Origin of the sequence: Tanticharoenia sakaeratensis NBRC 103193, from assembly GCF_000963885.1 — a bacterium.
In the GTDB taxonomy this organism is placed as follows: Bacteria; Pseudomonadota; Alphaproteobacteria; order Acetobacterales; family Acetobacteraceae; genus Tanticharoenia; species Tanticharoenia sakaeratensis.
This window is the reverse complement of sequence record NZ_BALE01000002.1, coordinates 1-15,735: the sequence shown is the minus strand read 5'-3', so window position 1 is coordinate 15,735 and position 15,735 is coordinate 1. Positions and strand designations below refer to the sequence as shown.

At 64.8% G+C, this 15,735-nt stretch carries 13 protein-coding genes and 1 pseudogene; 6 read left to right on the top strand and 8 right to left on the bottom strand.

Translation table 11 applies throughout. From position 1 onward, the window contains the following. Nucleotides 1-13: 13 nt before the first annotated feature. The gene (locus B8446_RS00245; RefSeq protein ID WP_048846023.1) at nt 14-1,597 is read left to right on the top strand and encodes a S53 family peptidase; all 1,584 of its coding nucleotides are present in this window, start codon (nt 14-16) and stop codon (nt 1,595-1,597) included. A gap of 739 nt (nt 1,598-2,336) precedes the next feature. Here the strand turns inward: B8446_RS00245 and B8446_RS00240 are convergent. The 6 genes from B8446_RS00240 to pqqA all read right to left on the bottom strand — a co-directional run bounded on the left by B8446_RS00240 (nt 2,337) and on the right by pqqA (nt 6,152). Continuing rightward, entirely contained in the window at nt 2,337-2,855 is a 519-nt protein-coding gene (locus tag B8446_RS00240; protein ID WP_053053578.1) for a cupin domain-containing protein, read from the bottom strand. Then, entirely contained in the window at nt 2,852-3,952 is a 1,101-nt protein-coding gene (gene pqqE / locus B8446_RS00235) for a pyrroloquinoline quinone biosynthesis protein PqqE (RefSeq protein ID WP_048846021.1), read from the bottom strand. Before pqqE ends, B8446_RS00240 begins: the two co-directional genes overlap by 4 nt. Next, on the bottom strand, nt 3,949-4,263 hold the full coding sequence (gene pqqD, locus B8446_RS00230; protein WP_048846019.1) for a pyrroloquinoline quinone biosynthesis peptide chaperone PqqD: 315 nt from the start codon (nt 4,261-4,263) through the stop codon (nt 3,949-3,951). Before pqqD ends, pqqE begins: the two co-directional genes overlap by 4 nt. Then, on the bottom strand, nt 4,260-5,009 hold the full coding sequence (pqqC, locus tag B8446_RS00225) for a pyrroloquinoline-quinone synthase PqqC (protein ID WP_048846017.1): 750 nt from the start codon (nt 5,007-5,009) through the stop codon (nt 4,260-4,262). Before pqqC ends, pqqD begins: the two co-directional genes overlap by 4 nt. After that, the gene (gene pqqB / locus B8446_RS00220) at nt 5,006-5,932 is read right to left on the bottom strand and encodes a pyrroloquinoline quinone biosynthesis protein PqqB (RefSeq protein ID WP_048846015.1); all 927 of its coding nucleotides are present in this window, start codon (nt 5,930-5,932) and stop codon (nt 5,006-5,008) included. The genes pqqC and pqqB overlap by 4 nt, the downstream gene beginning before the upstream one ends. Before the next feature lie 139 nt (nt 5,933-6,071). Continuing rightward, entirely contained in the window at nt 6,072-6,152 is an 81-nt protein-coding gene (pqqA, locus tag B8446_RS00215) for a pyrroloquinoline quinone precursor peptide PqqA (RefSeq protein ID WP_048846013.1), read from the bottom strand. A 218-nt stretch (nt 6,153-6,370) separates the two neighbouring features. On the opposite strand from pqqA, the gene B8446_RS00210 reads away from it, so the two are divergent. After that, nucleotides 6,371-7,684 carry an AI-2E family transporter gene (locus tag B8446_RS00210; RefSeq protein ID WP_053053577.1) on the top strand — a complete coding sequence of 438 codons (1,314 nt, stop codon included), beginning with the start codon at nt 6,371-6,373 and terminating at the stop codon, nt 7,682-7,684. 6 nt (nt 7,685-7,690) lie between these two features. Here B8446_RS00210 and B8446_RS00205 read toward each other — a convergent pair whose 3' ends face one another. Both B8446_RS00205 and B8446_RS00200 read right to left on the bottom strand, forming a co-directional pair. Further along, nucleotides 7,691-8,128: a prepilin-type N-terminal cleavage/methylation domain-containing protein gene (locus tag B8446_RS00205; RefSeq protein WP_048846012.1), complete on the bottom strand. Its 438-nt coding sequence runs from the start codon at nt 8,126-8,128 to the stop codon at nt 7,691-7,693. After that, nucleotides 8,110-9,705, bottom strand: a complete 1,596-nt coding sequence (locus B8446_RS00200; RefSeq protein ID WP_148505770.1) for a hypothetical protein — start codon at nt 9,703-9,705, stop codon at nt 8,110-8,112. The genes B8446_RS00205 and B8446_RS00200 overlap by 19 nt, the downstream gene beginning before the upstream one ends. A gap of 635 nt (nt 9,706-10,340) precedes the next feature. Here B8446_RS00200 and B8446_RS00195 point away from each other — a divergent pair. From B8446_RS00195 to B8446_RS16495, 4 genes and pseudogenes are all read left to right on the top strand, one after another. Next, nucleotides 10,341-12,854 carry a glycosyltransferase gene (locus B8446_RS00195; protein WP_158507500.1) on the top strand — a complete coding sequence of 838 codons (2,514 nt, stop codon included), beginning with the start codon at nt 10,341-10,343 and terminating at the stop codon, nt 12,852-12,854. After that, nucleotides 12,851-13,756, top strand: a complete 906-nt coding sequence (locus B8446_RS00190) for a sulfotransferase family protein (RefSeq protein WP_148505768.1) — start codon at nt 12,851-12,853, stop codon at nt 13,754-13,756. The genes B8446_RS00195 and B8446_RS00190 overlap by 4 nt, the downstream gene beginning before the upstream one ends. A gap of 66 nt (nt 13,757-13,822) precedes the next feature. Beyond that, a complete protein-coding gene (locus tag B8446_RS00185) occupies nt 13,823-15,022 on the top strand; it encodes an aromatic amino acid transaminase (RefSeq protein ID WP_048846004.1) in 1,200 nt (399 codons plus the stop codon). Nucleotides 15,023-15,113: 91 nt separating this feature from the next. After that, nucleotides 15,114-15,735, top strand: a pseudogene (locus B8446_RS16495) (IS630 family transposase); the annotation flags it as partial.

Genomic DNA, 15,735 nt, shown 5'->3' with positions numbered 1-15,735 from the left:
GGGAGCATTCGATATGACGGCGTCAGATACGGCAAGTCTCGTGATCCTCGAGGGTAGCCGTTACATTGCCCTGACACATACCCATCCGGATGCAACGTTCATGGGCGATCCGGGAGACGATCACCCGGTCCGCCTTCTCGTCATGCTCAAGCCGCGCACGCCTTTCGTCCAGCCGGTGCCCATCCTGAGCCGCGCCGACTACATCGAACGTCACGCGGCGCGCGAGGACATCATCGAGCGCGTATCGGAACTTGCGACACAGGCGGGTCTGACGGTCGAGCGCGCGGACGCTCCCGCGCAGCTTGTGGTTCTGACAGGGGCGCTGTCGAAGGCGCGCACACTGTTTCATCCGGAGCATATCGGGCTCTATCAAGTGGGAAAACGCCAGTGCCTGGGGCGTCACGGCGGCATCAGCGTGCCGCATGAACTGGCCTCCGAGATCGTGGCGGTCATGGGATATGACGAGCGGCCCGTGGCGCGCACGCATTTCCGACGCATCAAGGCCGATGGCGTCGCACCACGCGCGGCCGGCACCAGCTACACGCCGCCGCAGGTGGCAGCGCATTACGGCTTTCCCGGCACGACCACCGGCGGCAGCTCGGGCATCGGCGCGCATTTCCGCCGCGCCGATGCAACGCCGTTGGCGCAGACCATCGCGCTGATCGAACTTGGCGGCGGATACAAGACCGAGCAGATGGCTCAATATTTTTCCGCGCTCAAGGTCGATCGGACCGGCAAGCTCGTCGCGGTGCCGGTCGCCGGCGGATCCAACACGCCGGAGGGCAACCCGGACGGCGCCGACGGCGAGGTTCAGCTCGACATCGAGGTGGCAGGGTCCGTGGCGCCCGCCGCCGATATCGCGGTCTACTTCGCCCCGAACCAGAACACGGGCTTTCTCGAAGCCATTACGACCGCGACCCACGATACGGCCAACGCGCCCGACATCATGTCCATCAGCTGGGGCGGTCCGGAAAGCTCCTGGAGCACACAGGACATGACGGCGATGGATCAGGCATTCCAGAGCGCCGCGGCGCTTGGCATCACCGTGTGCGTCGCATCCGGCGACAGTGGCGCCGATGACGGAACAAGCACGCCCACGGCGGATTTTCCTGCATCCTCGCCTCATGTGCTGGCATGCGGCGGCACGTCGCTGCCGAAATCGGGTCCGGAAGTTGCGTGGAACGACGGTGCGGAAGGCGGTGCGACGGGCGGTGGTTACAGCACGCAGTTCGCGAAACCCAACTGGCAGGCGGGCAACACGCAGTCGATGCGCGGTGTGCCGGATGTCTCGGGCAATGCCGATCCGCAGACCGGATATCGGGTCACGGTGGACGGGCAATCGACCGTGATCGGCGGCACGTCGGCTGTTGCACCCCTCTGGGCGGCGCTGATCGCACTGTGCAATGCGCGAAGCGGCAAGAAAGCTGGCCTCGTGGCGCCAGTGCTGTATGCCAGCACGCAGGATCTGAACGACATCACATCGGGCGGCAACAATGGTTATGAGGCGGCGTCCGGCTGGGATCCGGTAACCGGTCTCGGGTCGCCGAAAGGCACGGCCATCGCCGCGACGCTGTCAGGCGCATCTGCGCAGGCGTAAATGCCGGGACGGGAGGGGCAGGGCTCCTGTTCCATTAACAGGCCTCTCTGGCCGTCGCGCCGCTTGGACATACGCTACATGTCTTGGCCGGGCGCGGTCGCCATCGCGAACCGGCCTCTCTGTGGCGGGCTTGTTTTGATTGATCCTGCACAGTCTGACTGAGTCGCGCCATTCGCCTTCGCTGATGCGATTATGACATTCGATCCGTGCGTGTCGCGGAACGACTTGCTTTTGCCAGTGCGGTTTGATGAGACACCGAAGTGCAAAATAGGCCATCCCGCACCGGCCGATGGCAACCGGCCCGTGCGCATGCCTTCGCCACCGCGCAGGGAGGTCCATGTTTCCGATGGGTCGAGGTCGTTGGCTTCCAGTTGCATCGGAAGTCGACGCGAGTGATTCTGAAAGCCTGCCAAGTAGCTTCATGCGGTGATGATACCATCAATCCGACGATCGGGCCTCGGCTGTTCGCCGGTGGCCGCCGCCTATTGCGTGCTCGGTCAAACGGTCGATTTGCCAGTATGATAAGGCAAGGGCGTCACTGAGGTCTGAAGCGTTTGAATTGCACACGTTTCAGAGCCCGTAAGGCGTGTCTGTCGGCAAGGCCGCAGCGGGTTAACGGTCTGAATTTCGTAAATTCACACCCGCCTGAGAGATCAATGTCGTACTCTGACATGGAGCTCTGGCAAAGTGACCGACGACCGCCCGGCATTTCTGTGCCGTGCGGCTCAGTCTCGAAAATCTACGGAGCGCGGCGGTTTTTCAGCATCGGCGTCGGGATTGGCTGGCCGTCGAAATATTCCGCATCGGTCAGGTAACCGTGACGGCCAAGAGCGCGGATCCCTATCTGTCCGCTATCCGGATAGGTGCAGATCTCGTTGGGCGAATTGCCGCCGATCGCCAGATACACGAGGTCTGCTTCGAACGGGTTGGCGATCTGATGCGCGATACCCGTCCCTGCCGGGCAGGAGATGCAGTCGCCAGGCCCGATTTCGTCGATATCATCGCCATACCGGAACAGGCCACGCCCTTCGAGCACGTAGAAGATTTCGTCGTCCAGCAGATGCGTATGGGCCGGGCAGGAACTCCGGCCAGGCGGCACACGGTTCAGACGCATGCCTAGACGACCGCCATAGGCACCAGGTCCTGCCGCTTTCATGGCGGGGGTCAGCGTCCTGGATGTATGTTTCCATGCATCGGGCACGTCAGGCGTTTCGCACGCGCCGTCGTTGATGTTCACGATCTGCGGGCGCGTGTTCAACGAACGGTCTCGAACTGCCGGAAGATCAGCTCCGGCGTGCGCTCTTCTTCCCGTGCCTCAAGCACGACGTCATGGAACGGCGAGAGCCCGCAGACCGGATCGGTATTGCGGGCGTTTCCCGTGAGCGCAAGCGCCTGGCAGCGGCAGCCACCCCAGTCGATCTCACGACGGTCGCATGAGGCGCAGGGCTCCGGCATCCATGCCGTTCCGCGAAAAAGGTTGAACAGCGCGGAATCGTTCCAGATCGCGCCGAGCGACTGTTCCCGCAGGTTCGGGAATTCGACACCGGGGATCGTCTCAGCTGCATGACAGGGCAGGACGCGGCCGGCGGGCGTCACGTTCAGGAATCGACGCCCCCAGCCGTCCATGCATGGCTTGGGACGCTCGAGGTGATAGTCCGGCGTCACGAAATCGATTGCAAGGCTGTCACCGTAGCGCGCGCGCGCGGCCGCCACGTCGACTTCCGACTGTTCGAGCTGCGCGCGCGACGGCAGCAGCGCCGCGCGATTGCGCAGGCCCCAGCCATAATACTGCGTGTGTGCGATCTCGACCCGGCCTGCCCCAAGTTGGGCGGCAAGATCGATCATCTGCGGAATACGCACGACATTTTCGCGATGAACGACGAAATTCAACGTCATCGGCATGCCGTCATCGGCAATCAGCTTCGCTGCGGCGAGCTTTTTTGCCTGCGCACCGGGCAGATGGCCGATCCGTTCGGCGCCAGCCGTTTCCACGTCCTGGAACGAGAGCTGGACATGATCGAGGCCGGCATCGCGCAGAGCTGTGAACCGTCGCTCGTCCATCAGCACGCCGGACGTGATCAGATTGGTATAAAGGCCGCGCTGCACGGCATGGGCGATCAGTTCTGGCAGATCTGGACGCGCCATGGGCTCGCCGCCCGAGAAATGCGCCTGAAGCACGCCCAGATCCGCCGCTTCGTCGAGCACGCGCAGCCAGTCGGCGGTCGAGAGTTCCTCGGACTTGCGATCCATCGCCACAGGATTGGAGCAGTAGGGGCAGGCGAGGGGGCAGCGATGCGTCAGCTCGGCCAGAAGGCTCATCGGCGGCGGGATGCGAGGCGACGGAACGGCATTCATATGGCGATCACCTTCTTGGCCATCAGTCCGGACAGCATCGCCTGCACATCGGCAGCGATGGCCGGGCGCGGCGCATCATAGGTGCTGGCCAGATCATCGATGATCGCATCGAGACTGCGCGCACCATCGATCCGCTGAAGGACACTTGCCGCCACGGGATCGGCGACGAACGCCTTCTCCGGCGCCTGGACCAGCCACAGATTGCGCACCTTGTCGTGCTGGAGGCGGTGCCCGCGCGTAAAGCGCGGAATGGCCGATCCTTCAATCATCTGGCCTGTCGAGGCTGCTGCAGGCGCCGCGCTGTCCGTCATGACGCGAATGCCCCCGGTGTCTCGGGGCCTGCGAACACGCCGGGGCCGCGGTAGCCCAACACATAGCTGTAATCGAGCGCGTCCAGCATCGACCACAGGACGTTGCACTTGAATTCGAGTGCCGCGACGACGGCCGCCTGCTGTTCGGCCGTCGTCGCATGGGTGCGGACATAGTCGAGCGCGAAATCGGAATCACGCGGTGCCTGCGTCAGGCGCGGCGTGAAATAGGCGAGCGTTTCCTCCGAGACAAAATCGTAGTGCCGCAGCATGCCGCTGACGCGCTCGGAAATGATGGTGGGCGAGAACAGCTCGGTCAGGGACGATGCGATCGCTTCCAGGATCGAGCGATCGCGCACGAAATGCACATAGGCTTCGACCGCGAACCGCGTCGTCGGCAACAAACCTTCGAGTGACGTCACGTAGTCGCGCGAAAGGCCCAGGCCATCGGTAAGCTTCAGCCAGCGTGCGACGCCGCCTTCACCCGGCGCGCTGCCGTCATGGTCCTCGATACGGCGACGCCATTCGCGGCGCAGTTCCGGTGTGGGCAGGCGGGCGAGCAGGGTCGCGTCTTTGGCCGGGATCTGCGCCTGATAATAATAGCGGTTCAGCGCCCAGGCCTGCACCTGCGTGCGGTCGAGCTTGCCGTCATGCAGGGCGCGGTGGAAGCGATGGAGATTATGGTATCGCGTGGCGCCCACGCCGCGCAGCTTCGCTTCCAGTTCGTCCGGTGACAGGACAGTCGTCATATCGAAATCCTCATGCCGTCTTCGGCGACGCGCCAGCCCGAGGCTTCGGCCTGCGCCCGCTCCGGGCTGTCTGCCAGAAGAAGCGGGTTGGAGTTGTTGATATGGATCAGCATCCTGACCGGCGCAGTACAGTCCTTCAGCGCATCCAGCACGCCTCCCGGCCCTGCCACCGACATATGCCCCATGCGCTGGCCGGTCTTCGCGCCATAGCCGCCGGCGATCATCTCGTCGTCGCGCCACAGTGTTGCGTCGAAGAACACCGCATCCGCATGGCGACTACGCGCGCGAAGATCCTCCGTCATGGTCGCGCAGCCCGGGACGTAGAGCAGGGTGCGCGTGCCATCGTCGATCGCAAGGCCGATCGTCTCGTCCTCGTTCTGCGATGCCGTCGGGTCAGCTGCGTCCTCGGCATAGAGCGGAGGCTTCCCGGGTACGGCAAACGCTTCCGCGAACAACCCGCTCGGACGTCCATCAGGCAGGGGAAGCATGATCCGTTCATTCAGGCGCAAGACGTCCCGCGTCACGAGATCACGATCGAGCACGGAGAAGATCGGGTTCTGGTCCAGCAGCGCGAATGTCGATGGCGTTGCATAAAGGCGGAACGCCTGCCGCTCGCGCATCGTCAGCAGGCCGGTCACGGTATCGACCTCGCCGCCCGTCAGCAGGACGCCGGCAATCGGCGTATCACGCAGGGAGCCCGGCCGCGGGTGCAGGGCAGGTTCCGCTATGATCTGGGCACGCAGGTCGGGAGAGGCGTTCAGGATGAACCAATGTTCCCCGTCGGCACTCATGGCGATCGAAGCTTGGCTGCGCAACATTGCCCGGGATTCGCCGTGGCGAGCCGCGACACAGGCGGGAGAGTTGGAATTCCATTGTGGCGAACCGCCACCGGCGGCACTGCCCAGGACTGCGATGTCAATCATCGCGCCAAATCTGGTCGCACCTGCGTCGATTGTCGAGGGTTATCGGCAATCAGAAGGTGTCACGGCACGCATACCGGGGTCGCGGACCTGGCCGTGAAGTGCACCGCGGGCACGACGACCCGCGGTGCGTGCAGCGAGCTTACTTCTTCTCGCCGCAGACGTAGGTGTTGATCTCCGCGCCCAGGGGGACTTCGGTGATCTTCGGTGTGTTCCAGGCCATGGCGGTTCTCCTTATCGAAGGGGGGCGGGCGTCACGCCCGGACCCGTGAACGCGGCAGCACGCGCCGCGATGCATTTCAGTTGACGCTCATTTTCCCGCTCTTTCAACGGCGAAATCCGCGCAGCCGATAGGATTGTGAACGCTCTCGCCGTCCGCGCGGATTCGTGTCATGCCTAGAAGCCTGCATCCTTGCCTATCTGGATCGTGACTCCGCCCGCATGACCGGCCCTGTCGACATACCCATCGCGACCGCGGCCCGGACTTCCGACGAAGCCGCCGAGCCGGAACGCGCGGCCGTCGATCCGCATGGCCCGGCCCAGGTCGTGCCGGAACCGGCCATCGATTCGGACCGGCCGGACGGTCAGCCGCCGACACTGGAAGGCTCGCCGCTGAAGGCGCTGGTCCGACCCGGACGCCTCGGACTGCGCGATGCGTGCATCCTGATGCTGACGGTGCTGGCGGTCCTGTATTCGCTGTATTTTGCCGCGGCCATCATCCTGCCGTTCGTTTTCGCGATCATCGTCAACCTGCTGATGGTCACCCCGATGCGGTTGCTTCATCAGCGTCTGCGACTGCCCAAGCCGATTGCGGCCTTGTTCCTGATCGTCGTCATGTTCGCGATGGTAGCGGGAATCGGAACCGCGATTTCCGTGCCTGCGGCGGGCTGGCTCTCCAAGGCGCCCGCGAGCCTGCCAGCTCTTCAAACCAAGCTCGCGGTTCTGCATGCGCCGATTCAGGCCGCGATCAATGCCTATGACCGTGTGTTAGGTGTTTTCGGCGGTGTGCGTCCGTCGCCGCTGCATGTCGAACGCCAGATGGCCACCGCCTCGGGCGATCGCGATCTGTCGAGTCTCGGATCGTCCGTGCTTCTGGGTACGCGCGCCCTGATGGGCGAGTTCTTCACGACCCTGCTGATGCTGTTCTTCCTGATGACGGAAGGCGACAGTCTCCTGCGCCGTCTGGTCGAGATCATGCCGACCTTCGCCGACAAGCGTCGCATCGTGCAGATCGCAACCCAGATCGAACACAACGTGTCGCTCTATCTCGCGACCATCACGATCATGAACCTGCTGGTCGGTCTGGCCAACATGGCGCAGTGCTGGCTGACCGGCATGCCCAATCCGCTGCTGTGGGGCGTGCTTGCGTTCCTGCTCAACTACGTACCGATCATCGGCCCGCTGACGGGTTGCGTCGTCTATCTGCTTGTCGGTCTCTTCAGCTTCCCTTCGATCGTCTATGCGCTGGTACCGCCGCTGATCTACCTGTGCATCCACATCATGGAAGGCGAGACCATCACGCCGATGCTGCTGGCCAAGCGGTTCACGCTCAATCCGGTGCTGGTCATGGGCTCGCTGATGTTCTGGGACTGGATGTGGGGCATTTCGGGCGCGTTCCTGTCGGTGCCGATGCTCGCCGTGTTCAAGATCGTCTGCGACAATATCGAGGCACTCGCCCCGGTCGGTCACATTCTGGGTGGCCCGGTCCGGTCGCGGTCTTTGCGCACGATCGGCGGTGCCTACCGGGCCGAGTGATGTCGGCTATCGCCGGGCGACGCGTCCGGTCAGTGGATCGACCGAGAGGCTGACCGACTGGCCGCCTTCGTCAAGGGTCAGGCTTGGAACCAGCGCCGTCCCGTCAGGGCGCAGCAGCCCGTGCCACCCCGTCGGCGCTCCGGAAACGCGCCCGAGGCCGAAACGTGACAGGCCGTGCGTGGTGGAGGCGACGAGGGTGTGGCCGTCCGGCAGGAGGAGGACGGTGCGCGGCATGCCGGACAGGAGGGCGTCGTCGCGGGCCAGACGGAGTGCGCCGCTCGCTGCCTCCCGGGCGGCATCCAGATCGGCGCGCGTCGAGTGCAGCGCCCCGCGCATGATGATCATGCCCGCGATCAGGCCCATGATCGCGAGCACGACGAGGATTTCGATCAGCGTGAAGCCGTCGGTGCGGCCTCCGGCAGGGTTCAGGGCGTTGCGTGACATAGCGACGACAGCGGCTGCTCGCGCGCCTGCGGTCCGAAGACGACCCGCATCCGGACGAGAACGAGGCACCGGTCCGGGGCAATGGCCGCCTCGGGCGCGAGCGTCAGATGCGCGGTGCCGCGCGGAAGCGGACGCAGGCTTGCGATCGCCATGCCGCCCGGCACGGGCCAGGCCTTGAAATCACCGTTGTAGGCCCAGACGCGGCCGCCCTGCTCGAGATGATGCGGCCCCATGAAGATGGGCATGAAATCGTCGGACGCGGCCGGCGGTGCATCGGTCGCGATAAGCAGCGCGCGATCCGGATGACGCAGCCCCGACAGGACGTCGATCCGATGAGGGGCGATGACATGCGCGGTCTGTTCAGCCAGCGGCAATGTCGAAACCTCCAGATGCCAGCACGCGGAAAGCGCGACCACTGCCATCGCGCCGAATGCGTGGCGATCGGTGTGCCTGCGGCAGGCCATCCAGACGAGTGCCACGGCATAGAGCCCGAGGATCGGGAACGTCCACTTGAAGTAATGGTAGTTGTGGTAACGCCACACCCCTTCCACGTGCAGGTCACGATAGCAGAGATACATCGCCCAGTGCAGCATGACGGCGCCGCCGACCAGCAGATGTCGCAGGGCTGCCCGCGTAGCCAGGAGGCTTGCGAGGATCCCGGCAAATCCCGGCAGGATCCACCAGAAGCGCCACGCAAGACCCGTTCCGGCCGCGCTGTGGAATGTGTCGGTGCCGAGCACCAGCACGACCCATTTGATCCCGAGCGCGCGCCATTCGAAGCCTGTGCCGAAGGATTGGCGCATATATTCGCTCGGTGCGAAGCCGAAGATCGCCAGATGGATGACGACGACGATCGCAAGCACCGCCAGCGCAGCGCCGATTCCGGCCGTCGCGACCCGTGCACGCGCCGAAACGGAGACTGGCGCACTCAAGGTGATTGCAGCACAGACAAGGACCGCAGGAAGGCCTGCCGTAAGCGCTTCCGTGGGGCGTACCATGACCACCAGTCCCCACAGTGCGCCGCACAGAGCGGCGCGCCCTGGCGTCACCCTGTCGCCCAGGCGCAGCGTTGCGAGCATGAGCGCCAGCAGGAGAGGGGCGAGCGGCGTGCTGGTCCAGGGCTCGACCCATGACAGCAGCGCATCCGACGACCGGACCGACGTGACGGTAAACGCAAGGGCGCCCAGCAGGCTCGCATAAGGAAGGTCGGGAAAAAGTCGCACCGCGAGGCGTGCGGTGAACCAGCCGGTCAGCAGAAGGGAGACGAGATCGGGGATGAGAAACGGATCGGAGGGCGTGACATAAATGAAGGGTGCTGCGAGCAGAACATAGCCCGGCAGGTACCAGTGTTCAGAGAGCCTGAGGTCGCCATGCGCCCAGGCCAGGGCCGCGCGCAGGTAACGTTGCTGGTCCGTCCAGCCGAAGATCCCGGCACCGGGCGTCGCATGTGGCGGGAAACCTGCGCCTACATGAACGTGATGAAACTTGAGTGCCGCATAGAAAAGCACCAGTCCAACAAGCGTGGTCTCTATCGTTTCGGTGAGACGCGCTGAAAAACGGGAAGAGATCGTGGTCAAACCGAGGCGGCCTTGCGAATACTGGCAAAGACCTGCTTGTAACGGATGTCTGGTGATCACGACACCCCGGGTGCCCGAGGTGCTCCAATCCTTTCCAGATCGGTTCCCCCGGTTATGATGCGTCCGGCTGCACAATCGGGGCCTCTGGCGCACTCATTTTGTGAACAGGCGGCCCGGCTCATCAGCGAAGCACCGTAAATCGGCATTTCTGGCGCAACGCGCCGTTTCCAGAAACGCAGACGATCTGGACCGTTGCTGAAACATCAGGTCGTGTTTCGAATAATGGCCTCTTCATATCCTGTCGCGCCTGCAGTCACGCATGGAGATGCCGGAACACCGGACGCGGGGATAGCCCCGTTCACCGGAGAGGATGCGGGGGAGCGAAGGGCGTTCCGCGTGCGGCATGGCCTTCCGCGCTTCGATACGGACTGTTGGCTACTCCAGAGGCAGCGTCGGGTTGTCTGGACCAACAGCGGCCGGCTGGCTGGTATTCATGGTCGATGCGCAAGGTATTTCGTCGAACCCGTGCGACCAGTGCATACGTCATGCGCGGTTCAGAGCGATGAGTAACCCTTTCGTGAAACGCCGTTATAGGCCATGAAACAGCTTTCGTGCCTCGCATGTCCGGAAGTGTCATGACGGAACCGTTTTTGTCGGGTCGGATAACGCGTATCGGCGTCTGTTTCGGTACAGCCATTCTCACGCCGCGCGGTGGTGTTGCCTGCGAACGGCTGGTGCCCGGCGATGTCGTGCTGACGGCATCCGGCGAAGAAGTCCGGATCGACGCGATCGAGACGTGGGACGCGACAGATGAAAACTGGCCGATCCTGATCTGTGCCCATGCCTTGGCGGAGGGTGTTCCGGCTGCGGACCTCTTCCTGGCTCCCGACACGGCATTGCTCGATCCGCAAGACGCCTCTTTGTCACCGACAGCAGCGATAGCCGCCCATGCCCTTTCAGGGCTGCCGACGGTGATCGCCAGCCACGGCGGGCAGGGCGCGTCCTATCGTGCGCTGCGCTTCGGTAATCCCGGCGTCACCTATCTCGCCGAAGGGTTGGCGCTTTGTGCGGACAGCGGCCAGCGCGCGGCAGACGCGACAGCCCTTCGGACCATGATCGATGCTCGCGCACCCTTCTCCGCAGGTCAGGTTCGTCGGGAGAGCCCGCAACCTGTTGGTCATCTCGACGAAGCCGGCCGCGAGCACGTGCGCGGCTGGGCGCGGTGGGAGAGCGATGGCGCAGCGGTCGGGATCAGGGTTGCCTGCAACGGCATGACCTTGGCGCATGGAGAGGCGACGGCGTTTCGCCCTGATCTGGCTGCGTGCGGTCTGGGAGACGGTCATTCGGGCTTCACGATCGCGCTGCCGGCCGGACTGGACCCGGCGCGCCATCACCTTATCCAGGCCTGTTGTGACCTGACCGGTACGGACCTGGCCGGGTCGCCGTGGTTTGTGCCCCGTGACGCGCAGGCGGCCTCCCTGCTCCCGGCCCGTCAGGCGGCTGATCCTCTTCCGGATGATCCGGGCCAGGGCCATCTCGATCAGGCGGAGCGGGGCAGGATTCGCGGTTGGGCTCGCCTGCGCGATCGGGACGAGCCCGCGGTGATCCTGATCCATGTCGACGGCCGGCCAATCGGACGGGTGGTGGCCAACGGGTTTCGCGCCGACCTGATGCATGCGGGGATCGGCTCCGCCCGGCATGGCTTCGATATCGAACTGGCGAGTCCCCTTTCGCCGTTGCGCGCCCATCTGGTCGAGGCGGTTTTTGCCGACACCGGTACGGCCCTTCCGGGCTCGCCGATCCGTATTCCGAAAGCCAGCGGTTTCGATGCCGCCCTCGCCGCGATACTGGAGGCGGCGCTGGACGCCTTGGATGACGAGTCGGCCCGCAATGCGGCGCTCGCGTGGCTGAATAATGCGCAGGAGCGCCTGCGACAGGAGATCGCCGACGTCCAGACGGACCGTGAGACGCGCGCGCGCAGCCGACGCCGACGCCGGACGCGCGGCGCCGTGGTGGAGCCGCCCAGGCCTCGTGTTCTGGTCATTGACGAATGTGTGCCTGTGCCCGGTCGCGATGCGGGTTCTCAGGCCCTGCTGTCGCATATCCGGTCGCTGCAGCGGCTGGGCCATGACGTCGGCTTCGTGGCGGCGACGGAAACCGCCATCGAGAGCGAAGTCCTGCGCGATCTCGGCGTTACCCAGTATCGTGAGCCGGTCTATCGGGGCGTCGAGGATGTCCTGCGGCGCCACGCGAACGGGATGGAGGTCGTGTATTCCCATCGCATGTACGCCGCCAGCGCTTATCTCACGCTGGCGCGGCGGGCCATGCCGCGTGCGCGCCTGATCTTCTCGGTCGCGGATCTGCACCACCTGCGGCTGGATCGGCAGGCCGCCGTTGAAGGGCGCCCCGAACTCCGCGCTGCCGCCCGTCGGGCCCGGCTGGAGGAATGCACGGCCATATGGCAGGCACATGCGACGCTGACGCATTCCTCACATGAGGCCGCATATCTGCGGCGCACCGTGCCGGGTGCGCGGATCGAAGACGTACCTTGGGAGGTGCCTCTGGGTGCCGCATTGCCGGATTGGAACGATCGAACCGGCATAGCCTTTCTCGGACATTACGCGCACGAGCCGAATATGGACGCCGCCGAATGGCTCGTGCGGTCAATCATGCCGCAGGTCTGGCGCGCCGCCCCCCGTCTGCGTTGCGTGCTCGCGGGAAGCGCCATGAACGCACGCGTGCGGGCGCTGGCAGGGCCCGATGTCGTCCTGATGGCGGACGTGCCCGACCTCGCGGATCTCTGGCGCAGCACGCGGCTGAGTGTAGCGCCCTTGCGTTATGGCGCCGGGGTCAAGGGCAAGATCATCGAGAGTTTCGCCGCCGGAATTCCGTGCGTCATGACGCCCGAAGGGGCGGAAGGGCTTGATCTGCCTGCACCCCTGCGCATGCTGGTCGCGGACGGCGCCGATGCATTGGCCGAGCGGATCGTGGCCCTGCATGGCGACGCCGTCGCCTGCGCCGAGCTGGCAGTCGCCGCACGAGAATACGTCACATCCCGCTTCAGCGCCGATGCGGTCGATGCCGCACTTGCCCGCGCCATTCGCCTGGCGCCTGCCCGAGCCACCACCCCGATGGATCGGCCGGCGTGATCCCCGCCTCCGCCGGGATGCGCCAGCGTCTCGAAATTTTGCATGAAATCGCCGGGCGGCAGATTTTCTTCGTCGGCGGTGCGCCTCGTTCCGGCACGACATGGCTGCAGCAGATGCTCAATGCCAATCCCGAAGTCAGTTGTGCAGGGGAAGGAATGTTCTGGCGCGAACTGATGGAGCCTGTGGAGAAGCTGGTCTTCGGGCGGCGCGCCGCGATCGAGGACAAGAACGCAACGCTGTTCCAGCATAGTGGCGGCTACCCCCTGCCGGACGCGTTCGACGCCGATACGCTCATCGGCGTCGGCGTGCTGCTAGGGTTCCAGCGCCAGATTGCGATGCGCGGCAATGCCGATGCGATCCGCGCCGTAGGAGAAAAGACGCCTGAAAACGTCTTCGTCTTTCCGCGTCTGCGTGGGTTGTTTCCCACTGCGCGGCTGATCGGGATTGCGCGTGATCCGCGCGATACTCTTGCCTCATCCTGGCACATGTTCTGTCGCGGTGTGCCGGAGGCCCGACAGGCGGCGGCGAAGGACGAACTCATCGCGCGCTCCCTGCCATCGATCGAACATGGTGCGCGCATGCTGATCGCCTTTCAGGAGCAGGACCCGCGGACCTGCGCGCTCGTGACCTATGAGCGTCTCACGGCCGATACGCCGCGTGAGCTGGCGCGGCTGTTTCGTCACCTCGGCGTTCGCGACGATGCCGGGACGACGGCCGGCTGCATCGCCGCGTGCGCGTTCGACCGCCAGTCGGGCGGACGGGCGCGAGGAGAGGCGGACTCGCGCGCTTTCCTGCGTCGTGGCGTGGTCGGAGACTGGCGTTCCACCTTCACCGAGGCGCAGGGAAAAATGATCACCGACCGCCTGGGATGGATGTACCCGTATTTCGGCTGGCGCTTGTGATCCGGCCGCGCTGGACGCCTGGGCATCACATCGGCTAACCGCCCTCCGGATGGAGGATCACGACCGATGAACGATGCACACCTGTTCGGCACGCTCGATGCGCCGGAGCCGGACGAGATCCTGCGGTCCAACCAGGCATTCGCCGCAGATCCGCGTGCGCACAAGGTCAATCTCGGCATCGGCATGTATTACGATGCGAACGGCCGCGTTCCGCTGATGCGCGCGGTGTCCGAGGCCCAGCGCCGTATCGTGGACGGGGGCGTCCCGTGGCCATACGGCCCCGCACTGGGCAGCGAGACGCTGCGCGCGCACCTTGCCGCGCTGGTCTTCGGCGAGGGAACGCCCGTTCCCGTCAGCGCGCAGACGCTCGGCGGCACCGGTGCGCTCGGCATGGGCGCGACCCTCCTGGCCGAAGCGATCGGTCCCGATGCAGTCGTCGCCCTGAGCACGCCGAGCTGGCCCAATCATGCGCCGATCTTCGCGCGTGCGGGCTTCACAATCCGCGGCTATCGATACCTGGATGACGCCGGAACCGCCTTTGACCGGGAAGGCATGCTGGCCGATCTCGCCGCCCTGCCACGCGGGAGCGTCGTCGTGCTTCACGCTGGCTGCCACAATCCGACCGGTGTCGATCCGGCGCCGGAGGACTGGCCGGCTATTGTCGAAATCCTGCGCGCGCACGGCCTGATCGCGTTTGTGGATGCGGCCTATCTCGGGTTCGGCGCAGGCTGGTCACAGGATTGCGCGCCGATCCGTCTGGTGCGCGACAGCGGTGTTGCGATGCTGTTTTCGCTGTCGTGCTCGAAATCGTTCTCGCTGTATGGCGAACGCACCGGCTGCCTCATGATCCCGCACCAGGATGATGCGGCGGCGCGCGGCATCGCGGCGCACGCGGCAGCCTATGCACGCACGCAGTATTCGATCCCGCCCGGTCACGGGGCCCGGATCGTCGAAATCATTCTCGGCGATGAGGCATTGCGGGCCGACTGGCTGGCGGAACTCGAGACCATGCGCGGGCGGATCATCGACCTCCGACATGCACTCGTGTCGACGCTCGCAGCAGAAGGTATGGGCGATCGGATGGGTCACCTCGGACGCCAGCATGGTCTGTTCAGCCAGTCCGGCCTGACCCGTGCACAAGTTGCCCGGCTGGCCGCCGAACATGCGATCCATGCCATCCCCGACGGTCGTATCTGCATCGCTGCCTTGAATGAGGGTAATCTCGGGCATGTCGCCCGTGCAACGGCAGAGGTATGTCGGCACTAGAGCGTTTTCTGCGCTGATTGAATCGTTTTAGGATTCTCAATTTGGCGGTGACCTGATTCAAGATAGCGGCCGGGATGGAGGTCGGCGCTGTATGTCGTCACGCACGCTGTCTCTGGATTTACGTAACCGTGTTGTCGCGGCCGTGTCGGATGGTCTGTCTCGCCGACAGGCGGCTGAGCGGTTCGGCGTCAGTCCGGCAAGTACGGTTCGCTGGTGCGCTCTTGCGGCCGAGCACGGAAGTCCTGCCGCCAGGCCGCGCGGTGGCGACCGCCTGTCACAGCGGATCGAGGCGCAGGCAGGACGTATTCATGTCCTGATCGCCGAGCAGGACGATCTGACATTGGCCGAGATCCGTGCCCGACTGGCTGATGATGGGCATCATTTTGCGATCGGCACGCTGTGGCGTTTCTTCGCACGTCACCGGATCACATGGACAAAAAAAGACCGCTCACGCGGCGGAGCAGGACCGACCCGACATCCTGACGCGCCGACAGGACTGGTTCGATGCCCAGCCCGATCTCGATCCTGCGCGACTGGTCTTCATCGACGAAACCTGGGCCTCCAGGACTATGGCACGGCGTTATGGGCGGTGTTGACGGGGCCAAAGACCGCGCTCCGCCGCGCCGCACGGCTATTGGAAAACCACGACGTTCATAGCCGGGTTGCTCGTTATACCAACGGCTATAGCTTCTGACCTGTGTGAGCCCATTGCC